The following is a 12,384-nucleotide window of genomic DNA, read 5'->3' on the forward strand; positions in this document are numbered from 1 at the left end:
GCCCAACCTGCAGAAAATCAGCTCTTTGGTTATGCCTTAAGAAAATGATGCTAGCTAGTGCTCAGCCTATTCTGTGAGCCTATCCCCAAACTGATCGCTGCTCCAAGCGCAGTGACAGGAGCCTCCTGCGCATGCATTTACTTTTGATCCGAAAAATAAACTCGTACGGAGTGCAATCGAGCATCTTGCTCAACTATCTAATTTTATCTTGGCCGGTGTATGGGGTCGAGCATCGCTGCGACGAATTAGCCTTACAGATGTAGGAGCGACGAGGTGTGACCAGGTTATAGCGCTTGGCTACATCGTAATCGCCTGCACCTAAGGAATGACCACACTGATAAACCTGCCACTGAACACCCTTGATTACCGGACTACCAACCGTAGGAGTGCCTCCAGCACAATGTTGCCGAGCTAAAGCGCTTTCCACCGTCGGCTCATCGACGATGTTCTGATTGTCGAGGGCTCCGTTGCACTCCCACTTTTGGCTCTCTTTGTTCTGACGGCATATGGCTAGAGCTTCGAGCTGAACAGGCCCCCACTTGGGTTTCTTATCCGTTGCTTTGGATGGGGTTTTATCACCCTCGGACTGCACGGAATCATTATTGGAGGAGGTGTTGCTGCTGCCGTGGTTACTGCCCGTTCCGTTGCCAGATTTGTTTTCGGTGCTACCTGTCGAGGCTACTTGCGAGCTACCTTTACTACCATCCTTGATACAGTAGCCAGCTCCGGAGCCCGCCGTGACGGTGGTACCGTTTGGGTTACGTGCCGGTGATGAGCCTGGTGGGCAAGATTCCGCCCAACTAGGGATCGTCACCTTCTGCGGAACGTACTGAACTATCTGAGGCATCCGGTTCGTGGTATCAGTTGACGTTGCGTCCGCTGCCGGGACGACTGAAACAATTTGCTCCCTTTTTTGAGCAGGAACTTGCTCCGTTGAGGCCCTGGCTTGCGCCTGCCTCTCCCGCAATTCGCGCTGTTGAGCGCGAATGTTTGATTGCTCTTGAGCCTGAATGCTTTGCTGCTCTTTTATACCTTGTACAGCGCTGCGGAAATTACTGGTCTCTCCTCCCTGCAACTGGCTATCGCGCGCAATGGCGCTCATGATTTGTGCTTGACGCTCAGGCGACAACTGGCCACCACCACCCAACGCAAATCCGGCAGTTAGAGCGGCATATTTGACTCGTTGACGCTCAGCCTCACGCTCCTCAGCAGCCTCCTGCGCTCTAATTGCCTGCGCGCGCGCCATCTTGTCCTGTTCTTCTGCTTCTTCGCGTTGGCGGCGTAATCGGCGCTCGGAATCAACCAACTCCTGCTCCATCGCCAGATTCTTTCGAGTCATCTGCAGCGACTCTTTGTCCTGCGAGCTTTTAGCGAACCGTTTTGCAGCAGCTATGTTTTTTTCGGCGCAGGAAAAATCACGGTCTTGGATACAGGTATTGGCCTTGGCGTCTTTATCGACGAAATCTAAGTGATCCAGCTGATCAAGCTGGTCAAGTTGATCTAGCATATTTTGCTGTTGAGGTGTGACGGCTGAAGCCGTCAACGGCAGCATGACTGCCACGTAAAACATAAATGCAATGGCGCAACGTTTATCAGTAAGCATATCCATTCCTTGAACAGCCGCTGAAGCGGGTTCAGCGTATTTGTTTTAAGAACACTACATTTTCGATGCTGTCTGCTCGATATCGAGCTAAGCGACCCAATTGTTGCCATTGCAATGAGTTTTTGTCTTCGATGGCGGCGATGGTGTCAACCAGTAGCTTGCGGCTTTGTTCTGACGTGCAGAGCTCCGAAGCCCCAGCAATGTCAGAAAACTCATCGTGTGTACTTGGAATCCCCGCCAACCGGCGAGGCGGCTGACTCCGTTGTCGCAAAGGTTGCAGGAGGCATTTGTCAAAGACCTCCATCTGCTTTTCATTCAGCCGAGCTGCCAGGGATTCGGATCGTCCAAGAAAATCCTGCGCCTCAAGATACTGCGCGGCCTGCCCCATTAATACACGCTCACTATGTAAAACGGCGTACTCCTCAAGCATCAATTGCGCCTCGAGTGTGCGGGGATTATCAGCAAGAGCTTTGATAAAAACGGGGGAAGTCATTGCTTCACGGCGCTTAATTGGCGATAGCCCTATATAGTCTTCCAAGCTGGAAAAAACAGGGTCTGAGGTACGTTGCCTAACGTGCTGTAAAGCTTGCTCGTAAAAAGTTCGAGTACTGGAGAAGTAATACCCATCACGTTCCGCAGACGTCTGCGATGCCACTGCACTTCCGTCCGCCAAAGGACTGGCCTTGAGAGCAGCGAACATTTCGTCAGGACGTAAATAGCGCTGCTTCATCAATTTGTCATTGGCGAAGTCAGGCCAAGCAACCCTTAGGACGTCCTGGAGCAACGTTGCACAATTTCGAGTGAAGAAATTGTAGTTACTAGAAAAACGCCAGTGAACATCCGCCAAATCACGAACCAATGCCGCTCGTTGTTCTGGCTCAATACGTAAAGGTAGCGAATAGACCTCTCGAAATTCACCGATCGCATACTGCTCATAGGTATCCATGAAACGGCTAGCAAACAGGTGTGCCTGGTAATCACCTCGCAACGCTTTGAGAGTGTCCAGGGTGTAGTCGTCAATATGCGCCTGAAAACTCAACACAAGGTGTTCTGCCAAATTAGCATCGCAGGCTAGCGGCGAATTGTCGAAAGCTGGGCATACCACTAGACGCAGTGCGACATGACCAAACTGCGAAGCCAGGTTTGGGCTTTTACTGGCGAACAATAGATGAATTGAACGCACCCTCGCTGGATCCACCCAGACTACTTTCGCGCCTTCATCCGGCGTCTGTACGACAAATGGAACACTGTCGCCACAAGGCATTTCACTCCGACCAGGAATACCCTGTCTTTTGAAGTACGCCGCGTAGAGAGGATGACGGCACGCATATGCCGGATCCTCTCGGTACCCATCAATCGCGTCCATGTAATCCTGCTGTGTCGGAGCCGAGTCGCCCTCCACGACCGAGGCCACGGACGAGAAACCGTCATCGACAGGCGCAGGCTTGGAGGCGCAACCAGAAAGAGCCAAGATCAGCAGGATTAAAGCCCAGGCTTTCATTTAGTAGCTGCAACCGACTCTCGTAGAAGCGCAGCGCGAGCAATCATCGAGTCTGGCTTGCCCCAAGCTGAAGGACGCATGACAGCCTCACTTCTAATTTTTATCTGTTTACTCGTGACACTAGGACTTTCAGTGACACCTATGAGCAACGAAATGGGAACAAAAACTGTGCTGCATGAGAACATTCCTGGGTCGCTGAAGTTGTAGCGTCTAACTTCGGTGAAGAAGCCTGCATTTTCCAGACGCTCGTCTCGACCCTTAGCCGCCGCTTTCTGACGCCAAATTGCGGCTTGGCTGGTGTCCTTCCCTACCCCAGTGCCCGCATCATAAAGATTCGCCACCGTATACATAGCGGCCGCGTCACCAGACTGAGCTTGCTGGAGGGTTTGAAGGAAATCTGCTTGCTGCGCGTCAAACTTAGCTTTTACGGCCTTGCTACGCCATTGAGCTGCTTTAGCGGTATCCTTCTCTACTCCTTCACCAGTATCGTAAAGGCTGGCCAAGGTGTTCATTGCCGCCACATCACCTTTTTGCGCGGAGGCCATGATTTCTGCTGCATGGGCTCGTAATTTCGCTAATGCCCCCGAAGCCGTCAATTGCGGAGCTGAGAGCTCAGCGTCTATAGATTGAGGCCTTCCTTCAACGAGAGTGACCTGCTTTTCAAAAATCTGTTCTCGGTCGCCACTCAACGTTTTGCTAACACGAACTCTATAAGTGCCTGGCGGCATAGAAGTAAGAGTCGGACAATTACCAATAGCATCCGAGTCAATGGATACCACTGCATCGGTGTCCTCTTCTGCACACGTCACACGCAACAGGCTGTCCGCCTGGGCCATCGAGCCCAGTAGCATCACCAAACATCCACAACTTTTCAAAACGCCCTTCATGCTGCTCCCCCAACAAAAATTACGTATCGATTTGACCTGCAAAATCTCGTGAGAAAGGATCTCATTTTGTGATGGCATTTGGCTTTATGTTTCGGACGACCTGTGGCTAAAACTGGACTTGATAGTTTTTTAGATGACTATCTGACGTCAGAAAAATGTTGGGCTAGACCTCTGCGAGCTGTGAATAGATTCTTGCAGAGGCTAGAGGCTAGAGGCTAGAGGCTAGAGGCTAGAGGCTAGATGCTGAGTAGCAATAGCGCTACTAGGGCTAGAACGGTGTCCACCTAAAGAAGCCGACACCGTAGTAGTAAAGGAGGGTGCTAGGGAAAATTCGTTACGAGGTGCTTACGGTTTCCACACCAAATCTACAGTTTCACCACCCCACTCCTGATATTTCTGGTTTTGAGTGCTGCTCACATCCGCTTTCCAAATTGAAGCAACATTGCCCAGGCCTGCATTGCAAATTCCTACGGCTGTTTCGCTGACATGCGCACTTGAAACATTTTGTAGTAAATAGGATCGAAATAGAGCACCCACTTCCTTTCCATGTTCTTGAAGGCTCGACGGAGTGCTTACAGAGACTGGGAATATCGAACTTCTCCAACTAATCAAACCAGGTGTGGCAGAAGGTGCCGAAACATAGCAATAGCCTGGCGCACCATCAGCGACACTGGTGGGTGAGGCAACATTCCCTAAGACAACTACAAGATTCTGTTCTGCTCGATTTCGCCAAAACGTCAGCTTCAGCGGATGTCCTACAGAAAGCGTGCCGATATAGGCACGTAAGGCATCAGAATTGTTATATGCCGAATCATCGGCAGTCAAAATTACGTCCAGTGATCTCAAACCCGCTGCTTCTGCAGCCCCGCCTACCCCAGTCCCAGTCACTAGCACTCCGCGCGGAGTGGGCATACCAAGGGCTTGCGCGAGCTCAGGTGTCATCTCATTTTTGTTAAAATAGACGCCCAATTTTCCTTTGGAGTCCTTAACTTCTCCAGAGGGGGTAGACGGCGTAACCAAGCCGCCCACGCCCGAATTCATTTGCGCCAGTGAAGCTTGCTCAGCCCCGCATTTTTTCTCCGTCATGACTTGCCTAATCATTGCTGCATAGTTGCTCGTGTTGCTGCTTTGAGTTTGTGCAAGCGTCGTTGCAAGCACATCACAATTGCTGGAACGGTATGTTGAGTACATGAACTCCGTCGCCTTCGCGTCCAAAGGAGCAGCTTGGCTAGGGTTGTTTGATGCAGATTGACATCCAGTTACCGAGGCTATTGCAGCTACCGACGTAGCGAATCTTATGAAAAAACGCAATTTTGTTGGCATATCGCTCCTTAGGTACTGCTGCTGTGGTGGCTCGGCTTCTACCAAACACACTGACATCGGCCATCTGGCACACGGAATTCCGAATCGGAGAATAGACTCAATCAACGGGTTTTTGTTGATTTATGGTGGCCCCTTGATAGCTCAACTTGCTTGGTTGTTGCACATCCGTAAGGGCGTGGGCCTTGAAAGATTAGTAGTGGGAGCGGTGTGTTTGGGCCTGAACACTGTTGTCTCAATAGAGCTGATGAGAAAATCGACCTGCACTGACGGCTACTCACGAAGCATAAATTAAAGGTTCAAAAATGAATCCGACAACACCTGACGCTCGCTACTTCGTATTCAAAGGACAGCTGTGGCGTTGCGCCAATCCATCACTGGCTGAGGATGTGCGACAGCTCCTGGTCAACGACTTGATGGCTGCACGTCGTGAGGTAAAGGCAGCAAAAGCTTCAGGTGACTCTGCGCAGTTGTCGGTGGCAAGGGCAAAGGTTCAGAAGACCAAGGTGAAACTCGGTGAGCGCGGGCCTGTTTGGTGGGACGATGGGAGTCCTGACTTCAATAGGTGTCAGGTCGCCAATACACCTTATGCGCAGTGGTTTCTCTCATTGAGTACCGCCAATGCCGGCACGCCACCAGAAAATCAAGCTGGAGAAAACTAACTGGAGTCGCGCGGCAACTGAGTGCATTTACGATTTGGGATAAGCAAAAGCGGATCAAAAATCCCGTCTAGCTGTTAGGCGCTCATGACGAACTGCCGGGCATCCAGCGCCTTAACAGGCTGAAAGCCGGTTGTCTTTTTAAAGGACGTGTTGTGCACAAAATTTTTCATGGAGTCAGAAGGATCTATCGAGTTCATGTTCAATGACTCCAAGGTGCGCCGGGACACAGCAACACTGAGGATCGGAAGCTCTTCGATATGTCCGGTCGCCGAATTGAGGACGTCGTCCACCGCCGTCACGATCACAAGGTCATCGGGGAGCATAGACAGAAGCTCGCGCCCTACTCTCAAAACACAGCTACACACGTAGTCCTGCAGAAGCTCGTTGTATCTCCCTGCCGGCATCTTCTTCGTTGAAAGCTTCCCGCTCTGCAACAAAGATTTGACCTCTGCAGGAATAACTCGAGTGCCATGGACGCTAAGGTTCGCTTCCACGAGCCCTGTGTCACCTATCGTAAATTTGATCGAAGTACCGAGATGGGAGATGTCTGTAAAAGGGTCGACTAGCTTGATGGCTTCAAGCTTCGCTGCGCCTGCACCATCCAGAACGCCCTGCGCGATCATTAATTCCTGTTGCCACGAGTCATGCTCGACTCGCCACTTCGCGACAGCGGCTTCATGCTCTTTGCCATCGTGAAGCCGACCCGTTTCTATGGCTATAGACAGGTTCTTACGCTGGCGTATTTCGAGCTTGATCAGTCGTGCGAAAAAACCAGGTGCATAGCTTTGCTCGCGAGATTTTGCGTGCGCTTCACGGGTACCCGCGAAAGTAGGTTTTACTGGCTCAGCCCTCTCAACAAATGACTGCCAGTCGATCTCATCCCCACATTCTTTATGCACAGAAAGCAGAACATCAATCTTATTTTCGTAGACCTCGACTTCGTACGCAGCCTGCTCCAGCGCTTCCATCTTGGCGTATTCTTTCTGACGAGCCTGAAGCTCACGCTGCCGGCGCTGGGCATTACGATCAGCTTTGCGCGAAGCTGCCTGCATCGAACGCAACGTCCCTTTCCAGCCCATATCTCATTCCTTTGGAGTGTTGGCTGCGCGGATTGGAACCAAAGGCAGCCATGGAGGATGATGGCATATTAGCACCTAGGCTCTATTTGAAAAGAGGATGAGCTCGTGAAGAAGGCACGAGGTTGATTGGGCTACGCTTCCTGTAATTACCTGCAGTACACCGTCCAAAGCTGATCAACCCGCGTCGTGAAGCTTTGACTCATCATCTCTCGGCGCATCCCCCATTCCGGATCGGTCGGCACACTCGCTACGCGCAGGGTGCCACGCCCCCATCGACTGTTGATGGCATCCAAAACGCCCATCACTTTCTCGGTTGCTTCCGGTTGAGAGATTGAAAACAGATCCTCGGTGTACTCGCCTTTCTGGCAAAGGCTGACCAAGAGCACCTCGGCTTTGCTGTATTTAAATCCAGGACGGTAGATCCGATCCTCTGCGTCCACCGCCGCCTTTGTCATCAACCGAGCGTCGTCAGTCGGATAAGGCAGCTCTACCAGAACCCCATTCGCATATTTTGCTTCCTCGGTGTTAAACATGCCGGTACGAATGCTGATCCTGATCTTTTTACACAATGACTGCTGCGCGCGGAGCTTTTCGGTAGCTCGCATCATGTAAGTGGCCACGGCCTCTTTGATTGGTGCAATCTCTGTGAGACGCTTTCCGAACATTCGGCTGCAGCAGATTTCCTGCTTGGGTGGATCAGGTTCATCGAGCTCAAGGCACGGAGTACCGGCTAACTCACGCGCTGTTTTCTCGATCACCACACTGAATTTCTTGCGAAGTGTCCAAGGGTCGGTTTTGGAAAGATCCCAAGCTGTCTTAATGCCCATACCTTCGAGGTGAAGAGTCATCTTGCGTCCGACGCCCCAGACGTCCGAGACCGAGCATTTCTTTAGCACCCAGTCGCGCTTAACCCGGTCACGGAGATCAACGACACCGCCACTCTGCGCCTGCCATTTTTTCGCAGCATGGTTGGCGAGTTTGCTCAAAGTTTTGGTACCGGCAATACCGACGCCGACCGGAATGCCGGTGCTGCGATAAACCTGTGCCCGGATCCGACGCCCCAGTGCTTCAAGATCACCCGGTACACCAGCTAAATCCGCGAAGGCCTCATCGATGCTGTACACCTCGACAGCAGGAACCAACGACTCGATGACGCTCATAACGCGTTCGCTCATGTCACCGTATAGCGCATAGTTCGAGGAGAACGCGACGATGCCGTGCTGCTTGAGTTTGTGCTTGATCTGGAAGTAAGGCTCGCCCATTTTCACGAACGGTTTGCTGTCTGCGCTACGTGCAATCACGCAGCCGTCGTTGTTGGACAACACCACGATGGGTGTCTTGGCCAGGTCAGGGCGGAACACCCGCTCGCAGCTCGCGTAAAAGCTGTTGCAGTCGATCAGCGCGAAGACAGGATCAGGCTTTCGGATCATGGGCACGCACGCTAAATGTCACCACACCCCAGATGATCAGTTCATCACCTTCGAGGATGTATCGCGGTGGGTAACCTGCATTCTCGGACATTAGAATGATGTCGGAGCCTCGCTTGCAAAGGCGCTTGCACACCGGCTCGCAGTTCACTGCCGCGATCACTATGTGGCCGTGTTCAGCGGTGATCGAGCGATCAACCACAGCCATATCACCATCGAATATTCCAGCACCTTCCATACTTCGTCCTTCGATGCGCACCAGGTAGATATGAGGCGCGCGGATGTCTAGGAGTTCGTCGATGGAGATGTGTTGTTCAAGGTGATCAGCCGCTGGAGACGGAAATCCCGCAGGGACTTTGAACGAGTAAAACGGTAGCTGGACTCCTCCTACTGCCAACGGGCCGAGAATGGTGACGCTCATGATGCATGCCTTGATCGAGACTGTATATGCATACAGTTAACGTCGAAGCGCGCTTGCGGTCAATCTCAAGCGAGAAAAATTGCGACCGATGGATTCACCAGGAGCAATGTCTGCAGGTTCACTAAGAGCTCATCAGGGTTGAACCCTGACCACTTTTCGCGCCGTCGACATTGCTTGCAAGTCGCTCGTTCGCGTAAGCGGCTAGGTGTTTTCCAGGATGCCTTCGTCTAAGGTGAAGTCAGCACTGCTGATTGGTTAGATGAGCACACCAGTGCGGGGACTAGGACAATGTCCATAAGATATGCTGTAAACGCGGTTGGAAACTCAAGCCGGACTGGATCTGATTGGCCGATGGAACACGGGATGCTTGCTTAAGGGCTACTACTATGATCGCGACTGAACGGGAGACAATATCATGCACACTCAAGCGAAAATTCTCTTGGAGCAGGCTCTGGCCGATGCCCTAAAGACGCAACAGTGCGAGCAATGGCTGGCTGAGAACAGCGAAGCCGTAAATGCCTACAACGAAGAAGTGGAAGCCCACGGCGTGTTCAGCGATCACGTACGGAGCTTCTGATGCCTAAGCGAGTTTTGAAACTCCTCAGAAACGACCGTGGCCGAGACTTAGTAGGGCCAGAGCAGCGAGTCTGTAAGCTAAGACGCCCTCACCCAAGCCGGGGGAAAGTTAATCTAAAACGAGCGTAAGCGCCTTCATACCCAATTACACACCCATTCACACCCATAAAGCCTCTCTGTGGAGGTCTCGTTACGTGCTTAATATGCGCTCATGACACGCTTAGTATCTTGAGGAGAGCCTTGCTGATGCCCAGCCAAGGTTCCTCCAGAATTGAAATCAATACTTATGCCGACCAAACTTTTAAACGATGGGTTTGTAAGATTTCAGGTAATCAAATAGTGCCTCATTCGCCAGTTCAAAAGCGGCTTTATCCGATGTTGCGTTCCCGGCACTCCACTCGATGCGCTTGTCCCAAATATTCCAGACACGCGTGCCGTGTAAATTCGCGGAATCTGCCAGTTCCAAGCAGAGCTGAGCAACGTGCTTTGGATTCAAAAGAAACTCGTCATTTCCCTTTCCAAATCCGATAACATCATCCAGCCTAGTTTTTAAGAAAACGACGTTGGCGGGATAATCCAAATCCTCACCTGTTCCCTCGTAAAGCCAACCCGTCGCGAAAAATTTGTGGTCTGCTTCCGGGATGTAAAGTGTGGCGTCAGTAAACCTCATCCCCGTACGCGAAGTCTTTTTGGGTATCGCACTCACGTCATGAATCTTTCCATTACGCCAAGGCATATCGAGACGTCCAAGACCAGTGCATAAAGCTGCCATTAGAAAGCCTTGAGCCAGTAGATCGGCTTGTGTTGAGCTCAAGTGGAAGGCGTACTCATCAATTTTGAGCATGACCTGGTCTCCGTCCCTGAAGGCGCCTACAAGACTAGAGATCTCGTAGGCTATTCGGCCTCGGAGAAAATCATGTGCATGAGTTGATTCTTGCGTGATGACGGCAGCCATATATTTTGAGCCTTTCAGTACGTTTATTTGTTTGTTTATTTGTTAAACGGCTCAAAGCCGAGAATACTTTAGCTCCAATCAAAAATATTTTATGAGCATCCCGCCCGTCGTGGAAAGCAGTACGAACAACACAATTCAATCTTGACCAATGGCCAACAATCGATAATATTGACCTTGTGCACGACGCCAACTTTTCTATATTCAGGAACAAATTTTTAAGGGCGTCGCATGAAATTCCTTATCAGCTTCATTCGCATCGATACGACTATATCCGACGGCTTATGGGCCAATGGCTCTGCACTGAGTTGCGTGTGTCATGAATACGTGAGCACCGACACGCATGATTATGAAGATTGCAGCAATTCCAGCGAAATCGAAGCAGCCTTCGAATCCAAGAAGAATTATGCAGAGGATGGTGAAAGTCTGCTTTGTCCTCAAGGCAAAATCAAAGTGCTTCGGATCGAGCCAGTACCTGATGCAGCCTGTTGAATTGCCACGGAACTTCCTCGACGCCAAATCAGGTCTACGAGGGCAGGAGTGAGCAATTCACTGAATCGAATGGGGTGGCTCATGAGCCCCCTGGCTCGATACCGTTAAAAAGTCGCGCAGAGTTTGCCGGCCGATGTCACGCTGAAACGTCGCGATGACGTATCGCGAGTTGAGTGTGATGAGAACCCAAAATCGACCTTCACGCCGGGCGTAAACGATGTCCGAGGTACGCATGTAGTGACCATCATCGAAGCGGCCCAATGGGCCTTTCCGTTTGTGGCCGAAAACGACTCCCACTGCACTTTTACCAACGATTGCCACATGATTCAGATAAGCCGTCACTGGAAGATCAAAACCTTGCGCTTGCGCCTTATGAATTCGAAGTAGATCGAAATCTGATAGTCGTTTGCTGTGAAACGTCATTTCAGTACCGCTCATACGAAAGCTCCGTTTGGCCGTGATCAGCTTCAGACTGAACGAATTCGACTTGAGTGGAAAATTTCTTTCAAATTGGAAACCAATGCTCGGTCGAAATCTTGACGATGCGAGTCGTGGTACACGACACCGCTTTCCACCTCAATAATGCATACGACGCACTCGAGTTCATCTTCCCCCACAGACACCCTGGTAAGTGGTTCCATACTCGGTATCCCTCCCCCATTCATGTAGGCCGGGATTACTACTTGAGCACCGATCACCACCATTGTGGGGTCTTTGGAGTTCAATACCGCTTCCAGCTGATGTTCATCGTTGATCATCAACTCGTACTCGACCTGTCGGCCTTCCAACTCATGTTGAACAGTGACGTAGTACCAGTGCATTCGGAGCACTCGCGACACGGTGTGCCAGTGCGCCAGGCCTGCCCCGAACATCCCGGGTACTCCTACAAGGTCGCTGTCTTGTGTTCTGAACATGTCTAATCTCTGGTATTTGCAATGGCCGCAGCCACTGGATTAGAAAAAGGAAAAAATTGTTTCCAAACTCGCCTTCTTCTCATGGCCTACGCCCTTGAGCACGTAAACTGTGTTCTTAGTCTCAAAAAGAAAACCGTCAACGAAAGAAATCGCTAAGGTGGAACGCACCCAGTCGCCTACATCAAATCTTCTTTGACTATCAAACAGGACGTTGTGAGCGAAAACGATCATGGGTAACTGGCCGCCTGCGTGGATCTTGCTCAGTTCGTCTTCTGTGGCGTCAACCTTGAACATTGTCCAGTTCTCGACTAGGCAGTAAGGCTTGCGCGGAAAGAGAGCTTGGACGAGTCCGATGAGAATTTCGTCTGAGTCAATAGATCCTTGACGAGGTTCGCCTAGGCCGCCTAACAGGTCGTCGTCAACTTTGTTTTCATCTGTGCTCAACCGCAAAATCCCCGTCAATACATCTGATATGTTCGCGTGTCCCCTGCCAGGGATGACCAACAACTAGCCCACCACGCCTTAACCTGAGCGGGAACGCCTTGTTCAA

General features: G+C 51.2%; 14 protein-coding genes. 3 read left to right on the top strand and 11 right to left on the bottom strand.

Features of this window, described 5'->3' with window-relative positions; translation table 11 throughout:
* Positions 1-193: 193 nt before the first annotated feature.
* From H7698_RS24755 to H7698_RS24770, 4 genes are all read right to left on the bottom strand, one after another.
* The gene (locus H7698_RS24755; protein WP_194693075.1) at positions 194-1,603 is read right to left on the bottom strand and encodes a hypothetical protein; all 1,410 of its coding nucleotides are present in this window, start codon (positions 1,601-1,603) and stop codon (positions 194-196) included.
* 31 nt (positions 1,604-1,634) lie between these two features.
* The gene (locus tag H7698_RS24760; protein WP_194693076.1) at positions 1,635-3,104 is read right to left on the bottom strand and encodes a lipoprotein N-acyltransferase Lnb domain-containing protein; all 1,470 of its coding nucleotides are present in this window, start codon (positions 3,102-3,104) and stop codon (positions 1,635-1,637) included.
* A complete protein-coding gene (locus H7698_RS24765) occupies positions 3,101-3,991 on the bottom strand; it encodes a PEGA domain-containing protein (RefSeq protein WP_194693077.1) in 891 nt (296 codons plus the stop codon). The genes H7698_RS24760 and H7698_RS24765 overlap by 4 nt, the downstream gene beginning before the upstream one ends.
* Positions 3,992-4,336: 345 nt before the next feature.
* A complete protein-coding gene (locus H7698_RS24770; protein ID WP_208525837.1) occupies positions 4,337-5,314 on the bottom strand; it encodes a PDZ domain-containing protein in 978 nt (325 codons plus the stop codon).
* A 302-nt stretch (positions 5,315-5,616) separates the two neighbouring features.
* On the opposite strand from H7698_RS24770, the gene H7698_RS24775 reads away from it, so the two are divergent.
* Entirely contained in the window at positions 5,617-5,973 is a 357-nt protein-coding gene (locus H7698_RS24775) for a hypothetical protein (protein WP_194693079.1), read from the top strand.
* A 74-nt stretch (positions 5,974-6,047) separates the two neighbouring features.
* Here H7698_RS24775 and H7698_RS24780 read toward each other — a convergent pair whose 3' ends face one another.
* The 3 genes from H7698_RS24780 to H7698_RS24790 form a co-directional block, all read right to left on the bottom strand.
* The gene (locus tag H7698_RS24780) at positions 6,048-7,052 is read right to left on the bottom strand and encodes a hypothetical protein (protein ID WP_194693080.1); all 1,005 of its coding nucleotides are present in this window, start codon (positions 7,050-7,052) and stop codon (positions 6,048-6,050) included.
* Positions 7,053-7,198: 146 nt separating this feature from the next.
* Positions 7,199-8,479, bottom strand: a complete 1,281-nt coding sequence (umuC, locus tag H7698_RS24785; protein WP_328803771.1) for a translesion error-prone DNA polymerase V subunit UmuC — start codon at positions 8,477-8,479, stop codon at positions 7,199-7,201.
* Positions 8,466-8,900, bottom strand: coding sequence for a LexA family protein (locus H7698_RS24790; protein WP_194693082.1), 435 nt, complete (start codon positions 8,898-8,900; stop codon positions 8,466-8,468). The genes umuC and H7698_RS24790 overlap by 14 nt, the downstream gene beginning before the upstream one ends.
* A 415-nt stretch (positions 8,901-9,315) precedes the next feature.
* Here H7698_RS24790 and H7698_RS24795 point away from each other — a divergent pair, with 415 nt between their 5' ends.
* Complete coding sequence (locus H7698_RS24795; protein ID WP_194693083.1) at positions 9,316-9,477, top strand: type II toxin-antitoxin system CcdA family antitoxin; 162 nt, start codon at positions 9,316-9,318, stop codon at positions 9,475-9,477.
* Between the two features lie 300 nt (positions 9,478-9,777).
* On the opposite strand, the gene H7698_RS24800 is transcribed toward H7698_RS24795, so the two are convergent.
* A complete protein-coding gene (locus H7698_RS24800; RefSeq protein WP_194693084.1) occupies positions 9,778-10,320 on the bottom strand; it encodes a hypothetical protein in 543 nt (180 codons plus the stop codon).
* A gap of 339 nt (positions 10,321-10,659) precedes the next feature.
* Between H7698_RS24800 and H7698_RS24805 the strand changes: the two genes are divergently transcribed.
* Positions 10,660-10,920 (top strand): hypothetical protein, encoded by a 261-nt coding sequence (locus H7698_RS24805; protein WP_194693085.1) that lies wholly within the window; start codon positions 10,660-10,662, stop codon positions 10,918-10,920.
* Between the two features lie 57 nt (positions 10,921-10,977).
* Here H7698_RS24805 and H7698_RS24810 read toward each other — a convergent pair whose 3' ends face one another.
* Genes H7698_RS24810 through H7698_RS24820 form a run of 3 tightly spaced genes read right to left on the bottom strand, consistent with a single transcriptional unit; the run spans position 10,978 to position 12,278 of the window.
* The gene (locus tag H7698_RS24810; protein WP_194693086.1) at positions 10,978-11,358 is read right to left on the bottom strand and encodes a hypothetical protein; all 381 of its coding nucleotides are present in this window, start codon (positions 11,356-11,358) and stop codon (positions 10,978-10,980) included.
* A gap of 29 nt (positions 11,359-11,387) precedes the next feature.
* Complete coding sequence (locus tag H7698_RS24815) at positions 11,388-11,834, bottom strand: hypothetical protein (RefSeq protein ID WP_194693087.1); 447 nt, start codon at positions 11,832-11,834, stop codon at positions 11,388-11,390.
* 39 nt (positions 11,835-11,873) lie between these two features.
* A complete protein-coding gene (locus tag H7698_RS24820; protein WP_235992939.1) occupies positions 11,874-12,278 on the bottom strand; it encodes a DUF6957 family protein in 405 nt (134 codons plus the stop codon).
* Between the last annotated feature and the right edge of the window lie 106 nt (positions 12,279-12,384).

Source organism: Pseudomonas sp. p50(2008), from assembly GCF_015351605.1.
Taxonomy (GTDB): Bacteria; Pseudomonadota; Gammaproteobacteria; order Pseudomonadales; family Pseudomonadaceae; genus Aquipseudomonas.

Bases quoted from the DNA above. Each gene is read 5' to 3' on its own strand.
- H7698_RS24795 (WP_194693083.1), top strand. From the start codon at position 9,316: ATGCACACTCAAGCGAAAATTCTCTTGGAGCAGGCTCTGGCCGATGCC.
- H7698_RS24780 (WP_194693080.1), bottom strand. From the start codon at position 7,052: ATGGGCTGGAAAGGGACGTTGCGTTCGATGCAGGCAGCTTCGCGCAAA.
- H7698_RS24755 (WP_194693075.1), bottom strand. From the start codon at position 1,603: ATGCTTACTGATAAACGTTGCGCCATTGCATTTATGTTTTACGTGGCA.
- H7698_RS24800 (WP_194693084.1), bottom strand. From the start codon at position 10,320: ATGCTCAAAATTGATGAGTACGCCTTCCACTTGAGCTCAACACAAGCC.
- H7698_RS24810 (WP_194693086.1), bottom strand. From the start codon at position 11,358: ATGAGCGGTACTGAAATGACGTTTCACAGCAAACGACTATCAGATTTC.
- H7698_RS24805 (WP_194693085.1), top strand. From the start codon at position 10,660: ATGAAATTCCTTATCAGCTTCATTCGCATCGATACGACTATATCCGAC.
- H7698_RS24765 (WP_194693077.1), bottom strand. From the start codon at position 3,991: ATGAAGGGCGTTTTGAAAAGTTGTGGATGTTTGGTGATGCTACTGGGC.
- H7698_RS24770 (WP_208525837.1), bottom strand. From the start codon at position 5,314: ATGCCAACAAAATTGCGTTTTTTCATAAGATTCGCTACGTCGGTAGCT.
- H7698_RS24815 (WP_194693087.1), bottom strand. From the start codon at position 11,834: ATGTTCAGAACACAAGACAGCGACCTTGTAGGAGTACCCGGGATGTTC.
- H7698_RS24760 (WP_194693076.1), bottom strand. From the start codon at position 3,104: ATGAAAGCCTGGGCTTTAATCCTGCTGATCTTGGCTCTTTCTGGTTGC.
- H7698_RS24790 (WP_194693082.1), bottom strand. From the start codon at position 8,900: ATGAGCGTCACCATTCTCGGCCCGTTGGCAGTAGGAGGAGTCCAGCTA.
- H7698_RS24775 (WP_194693079.1), top strand. From the start codon at position 5,617: ATGAATCCGACAACACCTGACGCTCGCTACTTCGTATTCAAAGGACAG.